This window comes from Streptomyces sp. NPDC002577 (assembly GCF_053594815.1).
This window is the reverse complement of sequence record NZ_JBSFWK010000025.1, coordinates 94,586-117,408: the sequence shown is the minus strand read 5'-3', so window position 1 is coordinate 117,408 and position 22,823 is coordinate 94,586. Positions and strand designations below refer to the sequence as shown.

Below are 22,823 nucleotides of genomic sequence, written 5' to 3'. Positions count from 1 at the left end.
ACACTAGGAATCCTCACCGAGGCCGAGCCCGGCACCTTCAGCAAGAAGCAGTAACCAAGTCCGGAACGGACATCAACTCACGAACCGCCCACTGATCCCCATAGGCTACTTCGTGGTGGCGTTTGTGGGCCGAGCACTGCGGGTCCTGGTCCTGACGTACACGCCGGCTTGGGTTCAAGAGGCGGTATACGGGGACCCACCCGAAGCGTCTGTGTCCAGCCGGGAAGGTTGGGTGTCGTTCGGGCACGGTGTGCTGCTGGTCGGAGCCAGCTTTCTGGCTGCACGACGTCTGGCTGTGTGGGCAGCAGACGCGTTCGAACTCCGCAGCATGACCTTCGAACGGGTCCAGCGCTGGGCCGACCTCATCGGCGAGTGCGCTGAGACTGCCCGCGCCCCGCACATGCGCGCGGATCTGCATGGTGTGTCTTTGCGGTTCGCAGTAATGCGGGTCAGAGGTGCGCGGTCGATGCGCGGCACGGTGCCGGCGCTGTCATGGCGCCGTCCCGGGCTGCGGGCTCACGCGAGCGGGGTTGTTGCCGCCCTGCGAGCTGCTCACGCTGGGTTCGACCTCGACAGGAAGGAAGCCGCTCGAAAGCTTGCCGCACTTTCACTCAAGATCAGTGACCGTTATGCCCAAGGGTACGTGGGAGCTCTTCTTGACGGTGCGGAGCTGGTCGAACCCGCGCGTCGGCGTGAGGCATTCAACCTAGCGATGATGGTTGGTGTGATGGTGGCAGTGGCCTTCGGCATCCGGGTGTGGCACTTGCCCATGCCGCTTGCTATGGGCGCTGTTGTCATGGTGGGTGCGTGGTTGTACCGCAGCACAGTCAGCGCTGGTCTGGCGGTATTGACGACGTTGCTGCCGGTGATGTTCCCAGGCAAATAGGCAGGTACGGTGCCGAGCACCGATCCCCGCTGGGATCAGGGGAAGGCCAGGCCACGGAAGGCGTTACGGATTTCGGTCAGGGGCTGGCGGTCACGGGTGTAGTAGAGCTTGTTGGTCAGGAGTACGGCCCAGCGCCCCTGGTGGGGTGAGATCCACATGCCGGTGCCGGTGAAACCGTAGTGGACCCAGATGTCTTCATCGGGGTGCGTGGCAGGGGCGGGGTGCCAAAATAGCCCGCGCACTGGTTCCAAGGTGCCGGTCTGTACGGTCAGTGACTGCCTGGTCCACTCGGGGCCGAATCCGGCTCGCCCCAGGCTGGTTGAGGTGTCCAGCATGTAGCGCAGGAAGACGGCAAGGTCATCGAGGACGGTGAAGGCGCCGGCGATGCCGCACACTCCGTCCAGGAGCCGGGCGGAGAAGTCGTGGGCGACGCCCTTGAGGTGGGTGTCGGTCTCCTGGTCGAGTTCGGTCGGTGCGCACTGTGCGGCGATCTCGGCGGACAGCGGACCGAATCGGGTGGAGTCCATGCCCAGCGGCTGCCAGCTCCGCTCCGTGGAGAGTTGGTCGAGGCGCTGACCCGAAAGGTGTTCCGCGAGGTATCCGAGGATGAGGGCGGCTCGGTCGGTGTACTCGACAGCCTCGCCGGGCGGGCGGTGCAGGGCCTCGTGAAGGACGCCGTCGCGGATGTCCTGGGGGTCGGTGCCGTAGAGGTTTTTGAGCTGGGCGCGGAGCGGTACGCCGGCAGTGTGGGTCAGCAGGTGGCGGGCGGTCACGGCCCCGAGAGGGTGGGCGTCGACTTCGGACCAGAACGTGTTGAGCGGGGAGTCGAGGTCGAGCTTGCCTTCCTCCCACAGGGCTCCGATCGAGGCCCACACAGCGAGGATCTTGGTGAGGCTGGCGGCGTCGAAGACCGTGGCGGGCTGCATCGGCACGTTCGGCTCGTTGGGGTCTAGGACCCCGGTGGCGCCGTGGGCGCGGGTGCCGGTGGCGTCACCGACTGCCCATACGGCGCCGGGGTAGATCTTGTCGCGGACGCCTTCGTTCAGGAGGGCTTCAATGCGGTCGGTGCTGTACGTCATGGTCTCCCTGTTCGCCGTGGGCAATCCGCCGGATCAGCGTAGTGACGAGGGCAGGGCCGGTGGGGGAATGGCGTGTCGGACGTCGGATGCGGGGGCTGGTCGGCGGCTTTCTCAGGTGAGCTGGCGGCCGAGGTCGGCCAGGGCCTGGGCGGTGGTGGTGAGGGGGTAGCGGGCGGCGTTCGCGTAGCCCGTCTGTCGCAGGGCGGGCAGCAGGCCGGGGGCGGTCCGTAGGCGGTCGAGGTCGCGGGCGAGTGCGGCGGAATGGGTGAAGTCGGTGGCCACTCCGGACGCGGCGAGGACTTCGTTGAGGCCGGGCACGGGTTGGTACAGGACAGGCAGGCCGCATGCTTGGGCCTCCAGCGCGACCAGGCCCATGGCTTCCAGGGTGGTGGACGGCATGACCAGGACGTCGTGCTCGGCGAAGGCTTTCCACAACTGTGGACGGCGGAGCCAGCCGAGGTACCAGGCCCGCACTCCGGTCCGTTGGAGGAGCGGGGCCAAGGCGTGGAACTGGGCTCTGGGGGCGGCGATGCTCAGCTCGACTCCTGGAATGGGCGCCAGGCCCGTGATCAAGTGCTCTGCGCCCTTCTCGGCGGTCAGCCTGCCTGCGTAGAGCAGTCGTAGGTGGCTGGTGGAGGTGCGGGCGGGCCGCGTCGGCGGATCGGTGAGCAGATGGTCGGGGATGCCCCATGGAATGCGGACGACCTTGCGGCGGTCGATCTGCGGGGCGAGCTTGAGAAGGCGGTCGGCCATCGCGCCGGTGGGGACGACGATCGCGTCGGCGGCCCTCGCCGTCTCGCGCAGGACTTGGAGCTGGTCGCGGTGGGCCTCGGCGAAGATCAGGTCGGTGCCGTGGACCAAGGCGATTCTGGGGTGGGCCGGCAGTGCCCGGAGCAGGGCGGGCGTGGCGCCGAAGGTGAGGTGCTGCAGGTGCAGTACCCCGATCTGGGCTGGATCGATTGCGGTCACCAGCGCCCGGCGCAGGGCTGCGACGTAGCGGCTGAAGGCGGCGCCCTCCAGGCACTTGCCGGCGACCGTCAGCAGGTTGAGCCCGGCGGGGAGGTGGGGTTTGGGGCGGGCGGGGGCCAGCATGAAGGCTCGTGCGGGGATGAGGGGCCTGTCGCCGGTGTACAGGTCCAGGAAGAGTTCGACGCTGCCGCCGGGGCTGCCGGCTGGGAGGTCGAGGAAGGTGGCGGCCAGCGGCCCCGCGGCCGAGCGGACGAGGGGGCTCACAGCGCTCCTTGGGGGATCTCTTCGTACAGGCGGGACATGTCGATGCCGTGCGTGGCGGCGTACTTGGCGCGCTGTTGCTGGTAGCTGGCCGGGGTGCCGAGGGTGGTGAGGAAGACGAGCTTGCCGAAGGTCATTCCCGGATAGATGCGGGCGGGCTTGGCAGCGCGGATCTCCAAGGTCCAGCGGATCGCGTGGCCCTGGTGGCCGAGTGGCGCGGAGACGTGGACCCAGATGCCGAGGGCGCCGATGGTGCGGTTGCCGTTGAGAAGTTGGGCATACGCTTCCGAGCCGGTCCTCTCCAGTGTGACGCCGAGGTAGAGCACGCCGGGCTGCAGGACCAATCCGGAGGCGGGGATGGCCAGCTCGGTGAAGGCGGTGGGGGCGGCGGCGTCCAGGTCGCCGTCGCAGATGCGGATCGTGTCGCCCAGCCGCCAGTCGTAGGCATTGGGGGACAGGCGTGCCGGGTCGTAGGGCGCGATGGTGATCTCGCCTGCGCTGACGGCAGCGGCAATGGCGGAGCCGGTGAGGATCACGAGGCGCCCGCCTGCACGTGTGCCGCATCCCGCCAGTAGCGGGAAGGCTGGGGGCCGGCGGCGCCCTGGTACTTGCCTCGGTACAGGTCGACGTCCCCGGTGGAGACGAAGAACATGATCTGCCCGATCTTCATGCCCGCGTACACCCGCAGAGGGCGGATGGGGGACAGCATCAAAGTCCACTGGCCGTGGAAGCCGATGTCACCGATAGGGGCGGTGATCTCGACGAATAGCCCCAGCCGTCCGACCGAGGAGCGGCCGAAGAGCAGTGGGATGAAGAGGTCCGAGCCGACCTCCTCGACGGTGTGGCCGAGGTACAGCTCGCCGGGCTGGAGGACGTATCCGTCCGTGTCGATTCGGATCGTGTGCGTGGGGTTGGCGTGGTGGGCGTCGATGACCTTGGTGGCGTACGTCAGCAGGGTGGCGCCCAGGCGGACGTTGTAGCTGTTGGGGTTCGTCTGCTTCGGGTCGAACGGGGTGATGCGAAGGCGTCCGTCGGCAACGGCCGTGTTGATCTCGGGCCCGGTGAGGATCATTGAGCGCCCCCTTGAAGAGCGTCGGCAGAGTCAGCGAACGGGGCCGCCAGGACGCTGCGCACCGCCTGGCCCAGATGCAGTCCGGCTTGATGAGTGCGGCCGCCGAGATAGGTGTCGGCGATGTAGTCGGTGGTCAGCACGATGCGCGCTGTGGGCGGAAGGGGCGTGGGCGCGACTGCCAAGGGTCCGATGTGTTCGACGAGGTGAGCGAGCAGCTTGGCGTGGTCCTCGGACTGATCGTCGGAGAGGAAGGCGTGGACGAGCTGGTTGCCGAAGGGCTCGATGGCGAGCAGGTCGCCGAGGGTGAGGACATCGCCGAGCTGTACGGGGCGCAGAGCGGTCTCGTTGAGGATGACCGCATCCGCTCCGAGGCCGGTGTGCAGGCGGGTGGCGATCTCGCCCAAGAGGAGGCGCCGGTCCAACAGGGTATTGAGATACGGCTCGTTCACGATGCCGAGCCGGCTCCCCAGGGTGCTGCCGACGAGGGCGATCTTCTCCTGCAGTACGGCGAGGTCCTCGGGGATCAGGGACGTGTCGGGGAAGGTGCCTATGCGGACGGCCCAGCCGGCCCCGACCGGCTCGGCGGTGGCGTACCCGACGCCGAGTTCGTGGCCCTTGACGACGAGGGTGTCACCGACGGGCACGGGGCCGTAAGTGTCGCTGTGGCAGTGCCCGGCGAAGATGACGTCCGTGAACGGGCAGGCAGCGGCCAGCTTCAGGTCCTCCTCGAAGCCCGAGTGGGACAGCACCATCCAGGCGTCGGCACGGTGATGGTGCTCCAGCATCACCTCGCGCAGGGCCTGGGCCGGGTCGGTGACGTGGTGGCCCGTGCGCTGGTTGGCAGGGGTCGCGTTGAAGGCTTGCAGGCCGATTACCGCGGTGACGGCAACTCGCCGGCCACCGATGTGCTCGATGCGCACGCGGTCGAAGAGCGGCCTGCCGCTGCCGTCGGCTGCGTTCGCGCACACGGTCATTTCGTGCAGCTGCGGTTCGAAGTAGTGCGGCCAGCCGTGGTTTCCGGGGGCGAGCAGGTCGTACAGGCTGGTGAGGACCTCGCGCTCGATCTGCCCTTGGCCGAAGCGGTAGAAGCCGGTGCCTTCGAAGAAGTCGCCGCAGTCCACGATCAGGCTCTCGGCCCTGGCGGCGTGGAGGTAGGCGAGCATTGATGTGGCCTGGGCGAAGGAGGAGTGGACGTCGGTCGTGGCGGTGATTCGCTGGAGTTGCCGGGTCATGGAGTGACCTCGCAGATGTCGGCGCCCAAGGCATGCAGTTTGGTGGGCAGGTCGGCGTGGCCGCGCCGGAGCTGTTCGAGGCCGCCGAGGGTGGTGACGCCGCTCGCTGTGAGGCCGGCGATGAGCAGGGCCGAGCCCGTGCGGATGTCGGTGGCCTCCACGCCGGCGCCGGTCAGCTGCTGCGGTCCGGTGAGGCGGCATTCGGTGGGCGAGAGCTCGTGGATCTCGGCGCCGAGGCGCGCGAGCTGGGGGAGCAGGTTGCCGTGACGGCCGGGGTTGATGGTGTCGGCGAACAGGTGAGTGCCGGGCAGTCCGAGGGCGAGGGCCATCAGCGATGGTTCGAAGTCGGCATCCAATCCGTCGGGGGAGAGGGAGGCGATGGCACGCAGCGATCGCCCGGTCGGTTCGGCGTCGTGGGCCTGGATGATGAGGGCATCGCCCTCGACGTCGGCAGGCACTCCGAGCCAGTTCAAGGCGGAGACCAGGGGAGCGACGTCGTCGCCGCGCACGCCACAGATGCGTGCCTCCCCGCCGGTCGCCGCGACCGCACAGGCCAGAGTCCCGGCTTCGACCTTGTCGCCGGGCACCGACCAGACGGTGGTCTCCGTCGGGACGGAAGTGGGTGGTGACAGCGTCAGGACCGACTCACTGACCCGGCACTCCCATCCCGCTACTTGCAACGCCTCTACGACGCTGATCACTTCAGGCGAGAGATTGGGATGGCCAAGGCGCAGGGGCCGGTCGGCTACGACCGCGCGCAGGAGGGCAGCGACGCTCGCCCCACGAGAGCGGAATGGCAGCACCACGGACACGGTTCCGGTCCCACCAGTGGCTGCTTCCACGAGGTAGCCGCGTCCATCGACCGTTGTGCGGTCACCGAAGCGCTCGTAGACGTTGAAGTGCTGCTCCATCCCGCGTTCCCCGATCCGGCAGCCTCCCGGCCAGGGCAGCCGGGCTCGCCCGGACGCGCCGAGCAGGGCCGGTACGAGGTAGTACGAGGCCCGGATGCGGGCGGCGACCTCGGGATCGGGGCCTGGCTGGGGCTTGTCGCTCGGCAGGATCACGATGGTGTGCGGATCGCTGACCGGACGGGCCGTGTGCCAGCCGGCCTGTTGGAGCAGGGTGAGCATGGTCTCGACGTCCGTGTTCGACGGGACGTTGCTCAGATGCACCGGGCGGTGCAGGGCCGCGGCGGCGGCCAGCAGGGGCAGGGCCGCGTTCTTGGAGCCGTCGACGGTGATGGAGCCGGCGAGTGGGCTGCCGGGTCGCACGGCGACCACTTCTGCGGCGACGGGGGGAATCCGTACGGCTGTCAACGGTCAACTCCTCTGCAGGGGCAGGTGTGATGCGGTGGGTAGTGGGGTGCTGACCTTGAACTCGGCCCAGCAGCGTTTGCCGGGCGGCAGCGGATCGAAGCCGTAGCGGTCCGCGAGTGCTGCGACGAGGAACAGCCCGCGTCCGCCTTCCTCGTCCACATCCGACAGGCCGACCTGTGGGACGGCGGGGTTGGCGTCGTTCACCTCGATCCGCAGTCCCTTGTCGCTCAGGCATGCGCCGGCCGTGATCGGGCCGCCGTTTGCGTGCCTGACCGCGTTCGCGATGAGCTCTGCGGCGACCAGCTCTGCCGCGTCCAGGAGTTCGGGGCCGAGGAAGGCGCCGAAAGTCCGTATCCCGTCCGCGAGCTGCTGGCGCGCGGACGCTGCGGCAGCTGGCGTGCCGGAGACGGGAATCCGGATGTGATGCGCTTCCATGAGCGGCCTCCTGGTCGGTTCGGCCACTCCACGCAACCGCTCCGGAGGTAAGCGGAACCAGTCGGTGTGCCGGGGCTGCATCACTTATGCAGGAGCTGCATCACTGCCAAATGCCGCTCGGTTACTCTCGGTTGAGCAGGCAGGATCGGCGACGGCAGAAGGGGCCGTGGCACAGGTGGCCGAGGCACAGAGTGAAGCGAGACGGATCGGCGAAGTGATCCGTCAGGCACGCGTGTTACAGCGGCGCTCGCAGAGGGACGTTGCCGCCGCGCTTGGGTATCACCAGTCGAAGGTGAGCCGCCTGGAGAGCGGCAGGGGTACCGAGGATGTGCGAGTGCTGCGCGAGATCGCGCAGGCGCTGGAGATTCCGCCGCAACGTCTCGGCCTCGCCGCCGCTTCTGATGCCAGCCCCGCCGAGCCCGGAACAGAGGACATGCACCGCCGTACCTTCCTTGCCGCGAGCGTCGCCGCGCTCGCGGCTCCGCCGTCGTCGAGCGCGGCACATCACGACCTGATCCAAGTCCTGTTGCCAGGCGCGAGCCCCGCGGCCACCGGGCAAGCCCTGGGCCTCGACAAGCTGCGGGGCCGGGCACGGGCCGTACGCCGGATGTTCTGCACGTGCGACTACGCGGAACTGGAGCAGACCTTGCCGGGTCTGATCGCCGACCTGCGGCAGGCCGCCGGAGGCTCATCCGGCTTGGCGGAGGTGTCCGGGCTGCTCGCGACCGCCTACCAGACGTCGGTGAGCCTGTTGCTCAAGCGGGCCGACCAGGGCAACGCCTGGCTCGCGGCCGGTCGGGCCATGGCCGAGGCGGAACGGTCCGGGGATCCTGTCGTCCTCGCCGCCAGTGTCCGCGTCCACGCTCACGTCCTCGTGCGGGAGAAGCACACGGCCCAGGCCGTGAACATGGTCCGCCACACTGCCGACCAGCTCACCGGCTCCTACGACCAGCGCTCGCCCCGGTACCTGGCAGCGGTTGGTCTGCTGTTGCTCCGCGGGGCGACCGCCGCCAGCAGAAACGGCGACCGCGACACCACCCGGGACTTCCTCACCGAAGCCAAGGAAGTCGCTCGCTACGTCTCCATCGACCGGCCGGACGCCTGGGCGAACTTCAGCCCCACCAACGTCGCACTCCACGAGATCAGCGCAGCCGTCTCCTTCGGTGACGCCGGCATCGCCCTGGAAACCGCACGGCCGCTCATGCGGCGGCACATTCCTGTCCCCGAGCGCCGGGCCGCGCTGTGGGTGGAGACCGCCCGCGCCTACAGTCAGCAGGGCAGGCTCGCCGACGGCTACCAGGCCCTGCGTATCGCCGAGAGCTGCGCGGCACAGGACATCCGCCGCCCGGCCGTACGCGAACTGGTCGCCGACATGGCAGCCCGCGACCGCCGCCGGGCACTGCCCGAGCTGCACCACTTCAGCCGCCAACTGGGAGTGCCCGCGTGAGTGATCAGCCCGACAAGCCGTTCCTACAGATCGTCGTCTGCGCGGCCGGGGTCGCCGCCGACGTCGGCAAGCTGATCACCGCAGCACAGGAACGGCACTGGGACGTCGGCGTCATTGCCACCCCACAAGGACTCGGCTTCCTCGACGCGGAGGCGGTCGAGACCCAGACCGGCCGCCCCATCCGCTCGGCCTGGCGATCACCGGGCGAACCGCGCCCGACCCGGCCCGCGGACGCGATCGCGGTCGCCCCGGCCAGCTTCAACACCATCAACAAGTGGGCCGCCGGAATCTCCGACAATCTCGCCCTGGGCGTCCTGTGCGAAGCACCCGCCATGGACATTCCGGTCGCCGTGCTGCCGTACCTGAACTCAGCCCAGGCCGCCCACCCCGCGTACCGCCAGAGTCTGGAACGGCTACGCGAGATGGGCGTTCTGATCGGCTCGTACGAACCACACCGGCCAAAGGCCGGCGGCGGGGCCGACCGCTACCGCTGGGAGGAAGCCCTGGAGCTGCTCGCGCCCAGGCTGTCCGCCCCGGCCTGATCAGCGCCGCTGTGTCGGTGACCCCTGCGGTAGCCGAGCAATGGTTGCCGCAGGGTGGACCGGCACGCTGGGCCGTTGCACGGCACTGTGGGCCCTGGCTGCCTGGGCCCAAGGACCGGGAACGTGGCGCTCGCCGAGGCGGCGGATACGCCAGGTCAGCGCGCGGGCGGGACTGCGGGCGTCGTCCAGGGAACGTTGGTGCAGCGCTTGGCCGAGGACGGTGGCTGCGTTGTGTCCTGCTGCCTCTGCCTCGGCGAGCACGGTGGCGAGTGCGTCCCAAGCGGGGTCGTTGAGGATGCGCTCAACGTGCTCCGGAACCACATCCTGAAGGTGGTGGGCGAAGCGGCGCTTGGTCTGCGGGCCGGGTGCCCGGCTGGCGAGGCTCACCAGGACGGGCTCGGCGGTCTGCGCGTACGCGGTCTGCAGGTGGAGGAGGGCCTGTTCGGCTGCCGCCTCCTGCTGGGCGTGGTGGCGGGTGCGGTGCCAGTGCAGCGCGAAGGCGACCGCGGTGAGTGCGGCGTCCAGGAGCATGGTGAGCCCGGTGCCGTCACTGTCCTGTGGCCTCTCGCGCCAGATGGTCTGGATGCTGCGGCGCAGGGCGCGGGTGCTGTGGAGGTCGGCGGCGATGCGGGAGCGGGTGGCGCGCTCGAAGGCAGCGGCGGCTTGTTCGAGTTCGGCCCGCGCCGCGGTCGGTGCCATGACGGGTAGCAGGTCCAGCGTCGCGCCGAGCGCGACGAGTTGGCCCTGGGCCGTCTGCTCGTCGCCCTTCGTGAGGTGGTGGGGGATGCGTTCGGTGGCGGAGGTGGCCTGGTGCCACGGGTTGCCAGGCTGGATGGTGGCCGGCTCGGGGCTGGTGGTGGCGAGGCGTTCGCGGATCTTGGGCAGGGAGAGGTCAGGGGCGAGGGTGGAGCCCGCGAACCACACCGGGTCGCCTTCCTCGGTCACGTTGCCGGGCAGGGCGAAGTTGCAGCCGAGCGCGTCGCCGGAGGGAGCGAGCTTGAGGCGTACGTCCACGCCGGTCGCCTCCAGCAGCGAGAAGAACTCGGCCTCGTCGGCCGCGGCGGCGACCGCGCGGCGCACACGCATGCGCACGACCTCGCGGGCGGTGGCGTCCTGGCCCTGGCGTTTGGCCTTGAAGTGTTCCTTGCTGGTGGGGCGTTTGGCGGCGGTGCCGTCGCCCGGCTTCAACCGCTGCAGTCCGTAGTCGACTTCGATCTGGCGGGCCTCGCGCTGGACGGCCCGGATGTCGTAGTCGCGCTTGGGGCGTCGGCCGTCCTGGCGGACGAGGGTGGCGGCGATGTGGATGTGGTCGTCGGCATGCCGTACGGCCACCCAGCGGCAGGCTTCGGCGTCTCCCGCGCGGGCGATGCCGGCGGCGGCCACGATCCGACGGGCGATCTCCGCCCACTGGGCATCCGACAGGATCGGGTCCTCCGGGGCGGCGCGGACCGGGCAGTGCCAGACCGTGGTCTGGGGAGCCTGGCGGCCGAGCATGGCCACCGGATGGTCGAGCTGGGTGTAGAGCTGCTTTTCCACCTCCTTGGGGTTGCGGTGGGGGCTGCGGCCGGGGTCGGGGGCGAAGTCGTTCCAGGACGCGACCAGGTGCGGGTCGACGTGCTCGTTGGCGTCGCCCTCGCCGAAGAGGTAGGCGATCAGACGGCGGGTGCTGCCCTTGCCGGTGATGATCTTTGGTATCACCGGCCCTGCCTTCCCTCGATGACCTGGGCGATGGCGGTGTCCACGGCGCCGATCGACGCTTCGACGCGGGCCAGCAGCCGGTGGACGACGTCGGGCTCCGGCCAGGCGCCGTCCTTGTGGAGGTGCCAGGTGAGCTGGTTGAGGTTGTTGCCGAGGCCGCCGAGCTGCCGATTGGCGGCCAACAGCGCCTTCACCATGGCGCGGTAGTCGGCGATCGCGGCCGTGGGGTCTTCAGCGCGGGCCGCGGCGAGCGACGCCTCGGCAACGTAGCCGCCGATCTGCATACGGCTGAGCGCGGCGGCGTGGGCGAGATCGGTGAACTCGCTGTCGCTGTAACGCGGATGGACGCGGCGCTCGCGCAGGCGCGGCTGACGCAGGCGGCGCTGCGGTTTCGGCGTCCGCGCGGCTTGGGGCGACGGTCTGGCGTCTCCCGTATCGGTCGGCACCCCCGGGCCGCCCGACCCCGGTGCCCCCTCGGCGCCGGGTGCCTCCGCCACCCCAGGGGCGGCGGCCGGGTAAGGACTCCTTACCCGACAACTTGCTGCGCTGTCTGGGGCTGAGGTGGTGTGCATCTGCTCCTGAGGCATGGGCAGTTCGTGGTGCTGTTCGTGCATGGTGGTGCTCCGGTACTGAGGGGGCGGGAGGCGTGTCACGTGCGTCGCATCCGTCCCATGCCTGGTCGGCACAGGTACGGACACTCGGGCAGGTACGGAGAAGTCCGTCCCGGCGAGGACATCCGTCCCCGCGCTGACCTGCGCGGGGACGGATGCGACGCAGTGATACGGACCCGGTGGAGATGGGTCAGCGGGCGCGTTTGGGGCCGGCGGGGCCGCTGGGCGGGCCGATGGGCAGCTGGCCCGCCGGGGCGGCGGGCGGTTTGCCCTGGGCCGGGGGCGCGGGTGTGGCGTCGTGCGTGGGGGCGGGCGCCGTCTCGGTGAGGTCGGGGCAGTGTCGGGCCCAGCTGTCGAGGAACCGGTTACGGGTGTACCCCTTGGCCTGCCTGCCCTTGTCGAACCGGTAGTTGGCCGGGCGGATGTCGAAGTCCCGGAGCATTCTGCCCAGGTGGTAGGCGTTGAGCCCGTTGGTGCCGTGCTCTGCCCAGGGGGCGTCGGGGTCCTGGAGCAGGGCGGTGACCAGATCCAGGGAGGACAGGGCCTCGGGGCTGCCGTGTGCCTCGAAGACGCGGTGGATGTCGCGCAGCAACCTTGTCTTCAGGTTGGTCTGCTCGTCCTGGACGGCCTCGTACCGGGTCATCGCGACACAGGCCGCACGGGCGCTGGCTGGCCACTGGCCGCCGGCTAGGTCGGCGATGATGACCAGCGGTTCCCAGGTGTCTGCTGCCCGGTCCTCCACCGGCATGGTCGGCGCCATGCGGCCTGCCGTGCCGCGCAGCGGGCCCAGCCAGGCGGCCAGCTTGTCCCGCAGCGCGTTCAGTTCCGGTGTGGCGTAGCGCGAGCGGAACGGGGTCACCTTCTCTCCCGGCTTGCGCTTTTGCATGCGGAGCACGACCGCCCGGTCTGTGATCGTGTCGGGCAGGTCGCCGATCGAGGCCAGCGCGGCCATGGCGAAGGTCGGATACGGGGTCGGCTTGTGCTCCGGACCGGAGATGCGCCAGGCGGGCCGGTTTCGCTGGTGTCCGGCGTTCAGCAGGCCGCGCAGTTCCTCGTTGTCGCCGGCCTTGCTGAAGATGGTGTCGGCCTCGTCCACCAGGATCGTGCGCGGGTTCTTGCCGATGACGCGGAAGAGCACCGCCGTGGACATGTTCACCGTCATGATCGGCTGGTGGACGGTCTCGTGGAGCACGTCCAGAACCCGGGACTTGCCGCAGCCCTTCGTCGGACCTACGACCGCCAGACGCGGCGCGTGCTGCAGAACGGTCTGGATGTGCGTGGCCGCCACCCACAGGGTGACCGCTGTCAGTGCCTCGTCACTGGGCAGCACGACGTACTTGCCGATCACCGCCCGCAACTCATCCAGCAGTTCCGTACCCTCACCAGAACCCCTTTCCCCAGGGTCTGCCGGTCCCCGAGGAGGCCGGGAGCCGGTCCCGTGATCCGGTCCCCGTGTGTCGACGGGACCGGTCCCCTCCTGCTGGGCGGCTCCCGCCACGGGGTTGTCAGACCCTGGCGACTGGCGGGGACCGTGATCACGGTCCCCATTGCGGTCCCCTGGTGCAACTGCAGCCCCTTGGGGACCGGTCCCCGATTTCCCGCCGCTGACCTGCGAGTTTGCACTGGATGTCGATACGGGGACCGGGACGTGCGGGGAACGAGTACCGGGCACGTCGTGGGGACGGTCCCCAAGCACGTCGCGGGGACGGTCCCCAACAACCGCATCGACAGACGGCCGGGGACGGTCCCCGTATGCTTCCGCCTCCGCCGGGTGTTCGACGGTCCCCGACGTGGGGGACCGTGTGTCCTCCTGATCCTGGCGGCGCCAGGGGATGCCTTCGCCGGGGACCGCGGGAGTGGGCCAGCCGGGCGGGGAGGTGTTCGTGGAGCTGGGGGACGTAGGGTCCTCCATAGGCGTTCCTCTCCGGTGAGGGGCAGGACGGGCAAGGTCCCGCCCCTCACCAGCTCGTTCGTTCAGCGATGGGCGATCAGTCGGGAAGTCTTCGGCCCTCGGCGTTGGCGCGCCGGGGGCCGCTTCGTTGTCCGCGCCAGACGCGGGGTCAGGCCGTGAGGTCGTACGACGTCTGGGCATCCAGCCACGCGTCCACCTCCCGCCAGCGGTAGCGCAGGTGACGGCCGACCTTGTGGACGCTGGGGCCGATGCCCCGGTACTTCCACTGGTAGAGGGTCTTGACCGGTACCCCGAGGTACGCGGCCACGTCGGCGGGAGTGGCGAGCTGGTCACGCTCGGCGCCGGCAAGGCGCGGGGAGTGGTTCGGCAATGAGGTCTCCATATCGGAATCAGGGTTTTTGATGGCAGGCGTGGGCGACACAGCCACACCACCTTGGAAGCGTCCAGAGTGAATTCTTAAACTCCCGGTTGCTTCCCTCGGCGTCGCCGGGGAAGACCAAAACTGTAAGGGCGGATCGCCGGTTGCCGAAATAGCTCCCGCGGAAGCCGAAATTTTCTGCGGCGAAGCAACCGGTCGAGGTGCCGGAATCCGGTACCTCGGCAGCTCAGAAGCGGTGTCCAGCAGTCAGGAGTGACGCGGCCAGCCCGCCGGACACCTCATCCGATAGATGCTCAAATCGCCCAATTCTTTGACGCGGAGGGAAGGTAGCACAACCTCCTCGCTGAAACGGCTCGTGATGTACCGGAATTCGACGAGACGAACACCACTTCGCCCCCGAGCGACTTTTGGAGAGTTTAAGAACTAACTCTTGTCATAACGGTCGGCTGCAAGTTACAGCTATCTGTCATGCCCAACCGACCTGTCGAAATAGGCCCCGCCGGCCTTCACGCCGCCCGCGCCATCGAGCACCTACGCCTCGTGCGCGGGCTGACCCAGCACCAGCTCGGCGCCCGCTGCACCGCACTGGGCCGCCCGATGGCCAACACCGCCCTCAGCCGCACCGAACGCGCCCGCCGCCGCTGCGACATCGACGACCTCGTCGCCATCGCCACCGCGCTCGGCGTTCCTCCCGCGACCTTGCTCCTGCCACTCCCGTCAGGGCCCAGTGATGACCGGAGGGGGTGCTAGTTGGCGCGGGTCTGGATTGAGGACCGCATAGGGCACGCGGCGTACGTTCGCGCTGCGGCGGAAGCCAAGCGGGCGGGCCGTACGCCACCGGGGCGCTACCGCGTGCGCTGGTACGACCCTGACGGCAAGCCGAAGATGAAGACCTTCACCCGCAAGGTCGATGCCGAGGCGGAGCGGACGAAGATGGAGTCCCGCCTCAGCGACGGCTCCTACCGTGATCCAGCCGCCGCGCGGGCGAAGTTCGCAGAGATAGCGGAGTCCTGGCTGGCTGCGCAGCTCCATCTCAAGCGTTCAACCCGAGGTCGCTACCGCGGTGTTCTCGACGTCCACGTGATCCCCAAGTGGGGCACCACGCCATTGGACCGCATCCACTTCGAGGACATCGCCGAGTGGCTCGCGGACCTGCTGTCCGGCGAGGCGACCGGCGGCAGGAAGCTGAGCCCTCGGTCGGTCCGCAAGGCGTACGTCGTTCTCAGCCGTGTTCTCGGCTACGCGGTCAAGGCCCGTCGTCTGGCGGTCAACCCGGCTGTCGGCGTGCCCTTGCCGAAGGTGATGCCCGCTGACCACGTGTACCTCGACGACATGCAGGTCGACGGGCTGGCCAACGCGGCAGGCGCCTACCGGGTGTTCATCCTGCTGCTGGCCTACACGGGTCTGCGCTGGGGTGAGGCGTCCGCGCTGAAGGTGGGACGTGTCGACCTGGACGCCTGCCGGGCGCACATCGTCGAGGCGTACGTCGAGGACAACGGCAAGCTCTACCTCGACACCCCCAAGAACCACGAGCGTCGCTCCGTACCGATCCCGCGGTTCCTGGCCGAGGAGCTGAAGCCTCACGTCCAGGGGCGGGGAGATGAGGAACTGCTCTTCACCGCCCCGCAGCGCGGGCCTCTGCGGGCCCGCAACTTCCGTCAGCGGTTCTTCGCGCCGGCGGTCGTGAAGGCCGGACTGGGGCACCTCAAGGTCACCCCGCACAAGCTGAGGCACACGGCAGCCTCGCTCGCCATCGCCAGCGGCGCGGACGTCAACGTCGTCCAGACGATGCTGGGCCACAAGTCGGCGACGCTGACCCTGGACACGTACGGGCATCTCTTCCCGGACCGCCTGGACGAGGTCTCGAAGAAGATGCACAAGCGCCGCTCCAAGCAACTGGCCAAGGCGAAGGCCAAGCTGGAGAAAGCGGAGAAGAAAGCCCGCAAGGCTGCCGAGGCCGTGGCCGTCCTGGAGGATCCCGCGGCGTGATGTGTGCCAAATCCGTGCTGTCTTTGACAGCAGGGGTCGTTTCGGCGGCGTGGCGGAACGCCCCCTGCTGTCGGGCTGCTAGGGCAGGTCGCGGCGGACCAACGCCCGAGCGAATGGTTCTCCGGTGGCCTGGGCGTAGGCCATCCGCTCGCGCACCTCGCTGAGGGTGCGCGGGCGGTAGCCGGGGCCGCCGCAGCAGCTCTTGTGGAAGCGCACACCGGCGTGCAGCAGCACTGAGAGAGTGCGCCAGGCGGCGGTGTCCCGCCTCTTGGGTGCCGCGAAGGCGGAGCCGACGTGGATCAGTGGTTCGGCGCAGCGTGGACAGACCCGGTCGTGGTCGTGGTAGCCGGGGTAGGGCTGCTTGTACGAGGCCCGGCAGGGCAGGCAAACGTACGAGGTCTTGGCATGGGCCATGCGGGAAGGGTAGAGCCACCACAGGGTCGGGCTCGACAGATTTCCGGCAGCCTGCGCAGGCCCTTCAGTAAAGGTGGGGCGGCGATGGCCGACCGTACTTGCTTCTACTCGCCCCTTCGGAGTGCTGCGTCGACGGCGGCAGCAGCATCCCTCGCGGCCAGCTCGCTGATCTCTCTGGGGACCTCACGGTCGTCGTACACGAAGAGTCTTGCGTCGACGATGTGGGTCTTCGGTTGCCAGCCGAGACGACGGCCCGCCTCGCGTGCAGCACGACGGACGTCCTTGAGTTCGCCCATCTCCTCAAGATCGCCGCCGCTCAGGATCAGCTGCCCGTGGTAGCCCCGGTAGCGAGGCTTCAGTGAAGCCCGCATCAGGCTCTCCAAGCGGTCGACCAGCTTGTCGTGCCGGCGCCGGGCCAACTCGTCCTTCGCGGGCATCTCACACAGCTCCCCACCTCTGCCCACAGCTGCATGTGTGCCATATGTGTGCTGCGAGTACGAAGGCCCTCCCGTCCGTCGGACGAAAGGGCCTCTGACCAGGTGTTTCTCTGTGCCCCCGGCAGGATTCGAACCTGCGACACCCGCTTTAGGAGAGCGGTGCTCTATCCCCTGAGCTACGAAGGCGAAGGCGAGGTCGGGCTTGCGCGTGAGTCCCGGGGGGAACCTGACGATCAGTTCGTGCCGGGGCTCGCGGCGAAGCCACGCTCGGTCCACAGCGTACCGGATGGTGGCGCCGGTGGGTGGGGAGGTTTCGCTGCCCGGGCGCGGTGCGGGGACGCGGTCATCGTGCCGGGGTTCGTTGGAGGATCTTGTCGATGGCTACGGCCACGATCACGAGGGTGCCGGTTGCCACGTCCTGGTAGAGGCTGTCGATGCCGGCCTGGGTGAGGCCGGAGCGGAGCACGGTGACGATGAGGGTTCCGATGAGGGTTCCGACGACGCCTCCGCGGCCACCGAAGAGGCTTGTTCCGCCGATGACGACGGCGGTGATGCTCTCGAGGTTCGCCGTCTGGTAGGCGTTCGGGTCGGCGTTGGGGATGCGGCCGAGGGCCTGCCAGGCCGCGAAGCCGTAGAGCAGCCCGGCGGTGACGTAGACGGAAAGGACCGTGCGCTCGACGTTGATGCCCGTGAGGCGGGCCGACTGGGGTGCGCTGCCGACGGCGTAGACGTGTCTGCCCCATGCCGTCTTGGCGAGCAGATACCAGAAGAACGCATACAGGGCCACCAGCAGCAACGTTCCCCAGGTGATGAGTGCTCCGCCGGAGCGGACACCGTTTCCCCAGAAGCGGAGCAGGTCGTTTGTCACCGGGTAGCTGCGGGACTGCGAGTACAGCCTGCTGATCGCGTAGACGACGGTGAGGATCCCGAGGGTCACGATGAACGGGGGCAGGCCGAGGCGGGTCACCAGCAGCCCGCTCACCAGTCCTATGGCCGTCGTCGCGACGAGGCCCAGCAGCACTGCTGCCGCGGGATCGCCGCCTTCGAAGACGAGCCTGGCCATCACGACGGTGCCGAGGACCGCGATGGCGCCGTTGGCGAGGTCGATGCCCGCGGTGAGGATGATCAAGGACTGGCCCAGGGCCAGGGTGCCGATCACGATGGACTGCTGCAGGACGAGGGACACGTTGGCGGGTGTCAGGAACGTCTCCGTCGTGAGGGAGAAGACCACCACGGCGATGATCAGAGCGGCGAGCGGGCCGGCGGTCGGCGTGCGCAGGGAGTACCGGAGCAGTTCCCAGCGCGAGATGGCCGGTTCGCTCTCGGGGGCGGGCGCGGTGGCAGGCGATTTCATGGGGTGCGATGGTCCCTTCGGACCGCGGCACGCCGGGATGTCATCCCCGCACGCCGGGATGTCATCCCCAGCATCGTTCGAGTCCCCAGGCCGTGTTCCGGGACGTCAGTCCGGCCACCGGCTTGTCGGTGATGAGCACCGTGCCCGTGTCCGTGAAGCCGGACGGCTTCTTGCCGTTCTTCGCGTACTCGGCGACCGCGGCGACGCCGTCGTCGGCCATCCTGACCGGGAACTGCATGACCGTGGCCGCGTACTTGCCGGCCTTGACGTCGCGTACGCCTGTGCATGCGCCGTCGATGGAACCGATGGACGCCTGCTGGGTGAGTCCGCGCTCGGCGACCGCCGCGTAGGCGCCTGCGGCCACCGGTTCGTTGATGGTGTAGATGGTGTTCACGTCGCTTGCCCGCTCCAGCAGGTTCTCGAGCGCGGCCTGCGCCGTGTTCGAGTCGGCGTAGGTGTCCGCGCGCCCGACGATTGCCGGTGAGTCGTCGGTGAGCTTGAAGCCCTTGAGGAAGCCGTCGTGGCGCTCGCGGCTGACCGAGGAGCCCTCCGTACCGTCGAGCATGATCACCTTGGGGTCCCGGTTGCCGAGCACCGCCCTGAGGTAGGCGCCCTGCAGCCGCCCGGCCTCGAAGTTGTCGGTCGCGAACGTGGCGTCCACCGCGTTCTCCGGATCGGTCGCGGTGTCGAGCGCGATCACCAGTACGCCCTGTTGGCGGGCCTCCGCGATGGCGTTGAGGATGCCCGTCGTGTTCGACGGGGTGACGAGGATGCCCTTCGCGCCGCGGGAGACGAGGCTCTCGATCGCGGCGACCTGGCCTTCGTTGTCACCGTCGAACTTGCCCGACAGGGCGATGAGCTTTGCGTCGTGCTTCGCCGCCGCGGCTGTGGCGGCCTCGCGCATCGTGACGAAGAAGGGGTTGGTCTCGGTCTTGGTCACGAGGCCGATCGTGATCTTCTCGCCCTTGTGGCCGCCTGTGCCGCCCTGGCCTCCGCCGCACGCGACGCCGCCGAGCAGCAGTGCCACGATGGCGAGGAGCGCGGAGACCGGGTACCGGCGCCGCTGCCGGATACGTTCGCGGCTCGTGCGGTACTCGCGGCTCGTGCGGTGCTCAAGGCCTGTCCGGTCGTGGCCCATGGATGACACCTCCTCCAGCCGGCGGCAGCGTCATGCGAGCTGTCATGCGTACGTCGTAGCGAGCTCTGTGGCATTCCTCGTGTGTTCGTCGCGCGTTCGTCGTGCGCTGTGTCTACATCATGTGTCCAGAATCTTCCGCTATGCCGACTTGCGCGCCCTGGCTGCTGGCAGACGGACGCGCCATGGATTGCGGGCCGCCCCAGGATTGCGGCCGTGGCCGCTGCGGCGAAGGATGGTAAAGGGCCTGATGGCGGCACCCCGTCGAGCCCGTCGGTGACCGGAGAAGGTGAGGTTCCCGTGACCGGCCCGCCCCTGCTGGCGCTGCGTGGAATCTCCAAGCGGTTCGGCGCTGTCCAGGCCCTCATGGACGTGGAGCTGGAGATCCACAGCGGCGAGGTCGTCGCGCTGCTGGGCGACAACGGCGCCGGGAAGTCCACCCTCGTCAAGGTCATCGCGGGCGTCGTCCTGGCGGACAGGGGCGTCATCGAGTGGGAGGGCCGGGTGGTGCAGGTCCGGTCACCGCAGGATGCGCAGCGCCTGGGCATCGCGACCGTGCACCAGAACCTGGCGCTGTGCGACAACCTCGACGTCGCCGAGAACCTCTTCCTCGGACGGGAGCGGCGGCGCCCCGGCCTGCTTGGCGGTCTGTGCCGGCTGGTCGACGGCAGCGGTATGCGGCGGGAGGCCCGCCGGCAGCTCGACGAGCTGGGCATCCGCATCCCTGACGTGCGTGTCCCGGTCGCGTTCCTGTCCGCAGGGCAACGCCAGAGCGTCGCGATCTCCCGCGCGCACCTCGGCGAGCCCAAGGCCGTACTCCTGGACGAGCCCACCGCCGCTCTGGGCGTCCAGCAGACCAGCCACGTCCTCGACCTCGTCGACAAGCTTCGCGAGCGCGGTGTCGGGGTGCTCCTCATCAGCCACAACATGGGGGACGTCAAGGCCGTCGCGGACCGGGCGGCGGTGCTGCGGCTCGGCCGCAACAACGGCTTCTTCGATGTGCCGACCACCGCTCACGACCAGATCATCTCCTCGATCACCGGCGCCACGAGCAGCGCCTGAGCCGCCGGTCCGATACGCCGGCGGTACGGAGTGCGGGTCCTTGGAGATCGTGTGAGTGCCGGTCCGTCACGACCGCGTGACCCGTACCCGGTAGTCGCCGTCCCGTTCCGCTTCCGTGACGGTGATCCGGATGTGTCTCTTGGCGTCCGTGAAAGTGCTGCCCGCTGCGTACGTCGCGTCGCTGAGTTCCGCCTGGACGTTGGGGCTGCGGGTGCAGCCGCCGCTGTGGGGCGTCGAGTCCATGACCGAGATCGGGCCGTGGCCCGTGTCCACGTCCGCGTCGACGCGGTAGATGAGGACGCCCGGCTTGCAGACGGCCTCGTCGTTGCCTGCCTTGGTGCGTACCTCGACGGCGTAGCCGGTCGTTGCGGTCAGGGGTACGAAGAGGAGCTTCGGGCCGCCGCGCCGGGCGAGGGGGGTCAGGAGATGTTCCGATACGCCGCGCGTGGACGCGCAGGATATCTGGCTGTTGTCGAGCCAGCCGAGCTTCCACTTGTGCCAGGCGAGCATGTCGTTGTCGGCGCCCCAGTCCTCGCTCATGATGTCCCAGTGGCCGACGTCGCTGCCGCCGTCCTGGGTGTAGAGGTCGGGCAGTCCGAAGGTGTGGCCGTTCTCGTGGGGGAGGACCCGGTAACCGGTCTCGGCGTAGCTGCCGGAGCCGTCGTCCTGCCGGCTGTAGATGAAGGACGCGTTGGAGATCGGGACGCCGTCCGCCATCGGGGCGTCGTGGTTGCCCGCGAAGGTGACGGAGAGGACCGTGTCGAGGGCGGACGGGCCGGCGTTCGGGGTTATCAGGATGTTGATCAGGTCGTACTTGCGGAAGTCCACCTTCGGGTCGGCCGCGGCGACGATGTCGTCCACGAGCCGGCGGTAGCCGGGGTCGAAGGGGGCGCCTCGCTGTATGTCGTAGTCCGTGAATTTCTTGGGCATGCGCAGCCAGTGCCGGATGGGGGCCTCGGGGCGGTAGTCGAGACGGCCGTACGAGCTGGTGCGGAACCAGTCGCGGGTCTGCGGGAAGAACTCCGCCAGGCGGTCCATCGCGCTGCCCTCGCCGGGCACGTCGGGGAAGTCGACCATCAGGTTGAGGGCCCGGACCGTGCCCGTGGAGCGGGCGTAGCCAGCCGCCGTGGGCAGGCCCTCCGACATCTGGACGCCTATCACGCCGTTGATCATGCAGGGTACGAGCGCCGCGTCGCGGGCTCGAGCCAGGCCTCCTGCGACGGTCGACGAGCCGTTCATGAGTCCGCCGGTGCTGGCCGACATCGTCATCGCCAGGGTCAGGACGGTGAGCGACGCGAGGACGGTGCTGCGGCGCGGGCCGCGTATCCGACGACGGCTGGTCGGCTGCATGCAGTGGCCTTCCGCTCCGCGGCAGCCGGGTCGTTCTGGCTGCTCCCTCTCGCTCACCCTCTGCCGAGGGGTGCGCGGGCGCCTGCTGGGTGCGCCGATCGTGGGTTCCTGGCCCGCGGAGGGGGTGAATCGGTCCCGCGGAGGGGGTGACTCGGTCCGCGGAGGGGGGTGACTCGGCCCGCGGAGAGGAGCGACTTCCGCCCCCCGCAGAGGGGTGTGAGTGGGATCCGCAGGGAGCGTGACGCGGCTCACATGGAGGGCGGGAAATAACCGGGGATGGTCTCCCCGTTTAGTCCAGTGTCCGAGCGAATCGGGGACGGAATCCCCGGATAGGAGTGCACACGTGAACGCCGTGGACACCGCCACCGCCGCGCAGCGCCGTACGTCCCGCCCGCGGGCCGACGCCCTGCGCAACCGGGAGCGGATCGTCATCGCCGCGCGCGAGATGTTCGTCGAGTTCGGTGCCGAGGTGCCGTTCGACGAGATCGCGCGTCGCGCCGGCGTCGGAAACGCCACGCTGTACCGGCACTTCCCCGACCGCGAGGCGCTCGTACGCGAGGTCGTCTGCTCGGTCATCGACCGCACGTCGGAGCTGGCCGAGGAGGCACTGGCCGAGGAGGACGACGCCTTCGCCGCCCTGCGCCGCTTCGTGCACGCCGCCGCGGACGAGCGGATCGGCGCCCTGTGCCCGATGCTCTCCGGCAGCTTCGACAAGCACCACCCGGATCTGCTGGCGGCACGCGACCGGATCGAGGCTCTCGTCGAGTCGCTCATGGAGCGGGCCCGGGCGGCCGGGCAGCTGCGCTCCGACGTCGCCGTCGGCGATCTGATGGTCGCGCTCAGCCAGCTCACCAGGCCGCTGCCCGGAACCGGATGCCAGGGCATCGACCGCTTCGCCCACCGCCATCTGCAGCTGTTCCTGGACGGTCTGCAGGCTCCCGCCCGTTCCGAACTGCCGGGAGCGGCAGCCACTTTGGAGGATCTCAGGCAGCCGGTCTGACGCACGCTTGACCGGCGCGCGCCGGGCCGGACGCCACCGTTTCGACGAACGAGCTCGGACAAGTTCCCAGCGCGGCCGATGAGTTCTGCACGCTCCGCCCGTCAACGCTGACGAGGCCTACGCCCTACGCCGCCTACGCCCTACGCCTCCTGCGCCTCCCAGATCGCCTACGTCTTCCCGCCCCGAGCGTCACAACGTTCCTGTTCCGACTGCTCGCGTTCTTCCTTTTCCGACTCCTGTCAC

At 69.2% G+C, this 22,823-nt stretch carries 23 protein-coding genes and 1 tRNA gene; 7 read left to right on the top strand and 17 right to left on the bottom strand.

Annotation, left to right across the window (positions count from 1 at the left end):
* Positions 1-232 precede the first annotated feature (232 nt).
* Positions 233-886, top strand: coding sequence for a hypothetical protein (locus ACWD4J_RS27295; protein WP_388589440.1), 654 nt, complete (start codon positions 233-235; stop codon positions 884-886).
* A 35-nt stretch (positions 887-921) separates the two neighbouring features.
* On the opposite strand, the gene ACWD4J_RS27290 is transcribed toward ACWD4J_RS27295, so the two are convergent.
* From ACWD4J_RS27290 to ACWD4J_RS27260, 7 genes are all read right to left on the bottom strand, one after another.
* Positions 922-1,965 carry a serine hydrolase domain-containing protein gene (locus tag ACWD4J_RS27290; RefSeq protein WP_451398056.1) on the bottom strand — a complete coding sequence of 348 codons (1,044 nt, stop codon included), beginning with the start codon at positions 1,963-1,965 and terminating at the stop codon, positions 922-924.
* A gap of 111 nt (positions 1,966-2,076) precedes the next feature.
* Complete coding sequence (locus ACWD4J_RS27285) at positions 2,077-3,198, bottom strand: glycosyltransferase family 4 protein (RefSeq protein ID WP_388589446.1); 1,122 nt, start codon at positions 3,196-3,198, stop codon at positions 2,077-2,079.
* Positions 3,195-3,731 (bottom strand): dCTP deaminase, encoded by a 537-nt coding sequence (locus ACWD4J_RS27280; RefSeq protein ID WP_451398055.1) that lies wholly within the window; start codon positions 3,729-3,731, stop codon positions 3,195-3,197. The genes ACWD4J_RS27285 and ACWD4J_RS27280 overlap by 4 nt, the downstream gene beginning before the upstream one ends.
* Positions 3,728-4,267, bottom strand: coding sequence for a dCTP deaminase (dcd, locus tag ACWD4J_RS27275; RefSeq protein WP_285562182.1), 540 nt, complete (start codon positions 4,265-4,267; stop codon positions 3,728-3,730). The genes ACWD4J_RS27280 and dcd overlap by 4 nt, the downstream gene beginning before the upstream one ends.
* Positions 4,264-5,499, bottom strand: a complete 1,236-nt coding sequence (locus tag ACWD4J_RS27270) for a metallophosphoesterase (protein WP_451398054.1) — start codon at positions 5,497-5,499, stop codon at positions 4,264-4,266. Before ACWD4J_RS27270 ends, dcd begins: the two co-directional genes overlap by 4 nt.
* Positions 5,496-6,779 (bottom strand): UDP-N-acetylglucosamine 1-carboxyvinyltransferase, encoded by a 1,284-nt coding sequence (locus ACWD4J_RS27265; RefSeq protein WP_451398067.1) that lies wholly within the window; start codon positions 6,777-6,779, stop codon positions 5,496-5,498. The genes ACWD4J_RS27270 and ACWD4J_RS27265 overlap by 4 nt, the downstream gene beginning before the upstream one ends.
* Positions 6,780-6,818: 39 nt before the next feature.
* Positions 6,819-7,250: an ATP-binding protein gene (locus ACWD4J_RS27260; protein ID WP_451398053.1), complete on the bottom strand. Its 432-nt coding sequence runs from the start codon at positions 7,248-7,250 to the stop codon at positions 6,819-6,821.
* Between the two features lie 166 nt (positions 7,251-7,416).
* Here ACWD4J_RS27260 and ACWD4J_RS27255 point away from each other — a divergent pair, with 166 nt between their 5' ends.
* Both ACWD4J_RS27255 and ACWD4J_RS27250 read left to right on the top strand, forming a co-directional pair.
* Entirely contained in the window at positions 7,417-8,697 is a 1,281-nt protein-coding gene (locus tag ACWD4J_RS27255; RefSeq protein ID WP_451398052.1) for a helix-turn-helix domain-containing protein, read from the top strand.
* Positions 8,694-9,239 carry a flavoprotein gene (locus ACWD4J_RS27250; protein ID WP_451398051.1) on the top strand — a complete coding sequence of 182 codons (546 nt, stop codon included), beginning with the start codon at positions 8,694-8,696 and terminating at the stop codon, positions 9,237-9,239. Before ACWD4J_RS27255 ends, ACWD4J_RS27250 begins: the two co-directional genes overlap by 4 nt.
* On the opposite strand, the gene ACWD4J_RS27245 is transcribed toward ACWD4J_RS27250, so the two are convergent.
* From ACWD4J_RS27245 to ACWD4J_RS27230, 4 genes are all read right to left on the bottom strand, one after another.
* Positions 9,240-10,937, bottom strand: a complete 1,698-nt coding sequence (locus ACWD4J_RS27245) for a mobilization protein (protein ID WP_451398050.1) — start codon at positions 10,935-10,937, stop codon at positions 9,240-9,242.
* Positions 10,934-11,383, bottom strand: a complete 450-nt coding sequence (locus tag ACWD4J_RS27240; protein ID WP_451398049.1) for a plasmid mobilization protein — start codon at positions 11,381-11,383, stop codon at positions 10,934-10,936. Before ACWD4J_RS27240 ends, ACWD4J_RS27245 begins: the two co-directional genes overlap by 4 nt.
* A gap of 355 nt (positions 11,384-11,738) precedes the next feature.
* On the bottom strand, positions 11,739-12,905 hold the full coding sequence (locus ACWD4J_RS27235) for a DUF3631 domain-containing protein (protein ID WP_451398048.1): 1,167 nt from the start codon (positions 12,903-12,905) through the stop codon (positions 11,739-11,741).
* 703 nt (positions 12,906-13,608) lie between these two features.
* The gene (locus tag ACWD4J_RS27230) at positions 13,609-13,830 is read right to left on the bottom strand and encodes a helix-turn-helix transcriptional regulator (protein WP_240103720.1); all 222 of its coding nucleotides are present in this window, start codon (positions 13,828-13,830) and stop codon (positions 13,609-13,611) included.
* A gap of 477 nt (positions 13,831-14,307) precedes the next feature.
* Between ACWD4J_RS27230 and ACWD4J_RS27225 the strand changes: the two genes are divergently transcribed.
* Both ACWD4J_RS27225 and ACWD4J_RS27220 read left to right on the top strand, forming a co-directional pair.
* A complete protein-coding gene (locus ACWD4J_RS27225) occupies positions 14,308-14,589 on the top strand; it encodes a helix-turn-helix domain-containing protein (RefSeq protein WP_266583058.1) in 282 nt (93 codons plus the stop codon).
* On the top strand, positions 14,590-15,828 hold the full coding sequence (locus ACWD4J_RS27220; protein WP_266583056.1) for a tyrosine-type recombinase/integrase: 1,239 nt from the start codon (positions 14,590-14,592) through the stop codon (positions 15,826-15,828).
* Between the two features lie 78 nt (positions 15,829-15,906).
* Here the strand turns inward: ACWD4J_RS27220 and ACWD4J_RS27215 are convergent, their stop codons facing one another.
* From ACWD4J_RS27215 to ACWD4J_RS27195, 5 genes are all read right to left on the bottom strand, one after another.
* On the bottom strand, positions 15,907-16,242 hold the full coding sequence (locus tag ACWD4J_RS27215; RefSeq protein WP_266583054.1) for a deoxyxylulose-5-phosphate synthase: 336 nt from the start codon (positions 16,240-16,242) through the stop codon (positions 15,907-15,909).
* Positions 16,243-16,346: 104 nt separating this feature from the next.
* A complete protein-coding gene (locus ACWD4J_RS27210; RefSeq protein ID WP_451398047.1) occupies positions 16,347-16,679 on the bottom strand; it encodes a hypothetical protein in 333 nt (110 codons plus the stop codon).
* A gap of 113 nt (positions 16,680-16,792) precedes the next feature.
* A tRNA-Arg gene (locus ACWD4J_RS27205) sits at positions 16,793-16,865 on the bottom strand.
* A 157-nt stretch (positions 16,866-17,022) separates the two neighbouring features.
* Positions 17,023-18,033, bottom strand: coding sequence for an ABC transporter permease (locus ACWD4J_RS27200; protein WP_451398046.1), 1,011 nt, complete (start codon positions 18,031-18,033; stop codon positions 17,023-17,025).
* A gap of 61 nt (positions 18,034-18,094) precedes the next feature.
* Positions 18,095-19,171, bottom strand: a complete 1,077-nt coding sequence (locus ACWD4J_RS27195; protein ID WP_451398045.1) for a substrate-binding domain-containing protein — start codon at positions 19,169-19,171, stop codon at positions 18,095-18,097.
* Positions 19,172-19,468: 297 nt separating this feature from the next.
* Between ACWD4J_RS27195 and ACWD4J_RS27190 the strand changes: the two genes are divergently transcribed.
* Positions 19,469-20,230: an ATP-binding cassette domain-containing protein gene (locus tag ACWD4J_RS27190; RefSeq protein WP_451398044.1), complete on the top strand. Its 762-nt coding sequence runs from the start codon at positions 19,469-19,471 to the stop codon at positions 20,228-20,230.
* Between the two features lie 66 nt (positions 20,231-20,296).
* Here ACWD4J_RS27190 and ACWD4J_RS27185 read toward each other — a convergent pair whose 3' ends face one another.
* Positions 20,297-21,580, bottom strand: a complete 1,284-nt coding sequence (locus tag ACWD4J_RS27185) for a M6 family metalloprotease domain-containing protein (RefSeq protein WP_451398043.1) — start codon at positions 21,578-21,580, stop codon at positions 20,297-20,299.
* Positions 21,581-21,932: 352 nt separating this feature from the next.
* On the opposite strand from ACWD4J_RS27185, the gene ACWD4J_RS27180 reads away from it, so the two are divergent.
* Positions 21,933-22,580, top strand: coding sequence for a TetR/AcrR family transcriptional regulator (locus ACWD4J_RS27180; RefSeq protein ID WP_451398066.1), 648 nt, complete (start codon positions 21,933-21,935; stop codon positions 22,578-22,580).
* The last annotated feature ends 243 nt before the right edge of the window (positions 22,581-22,823 follow it).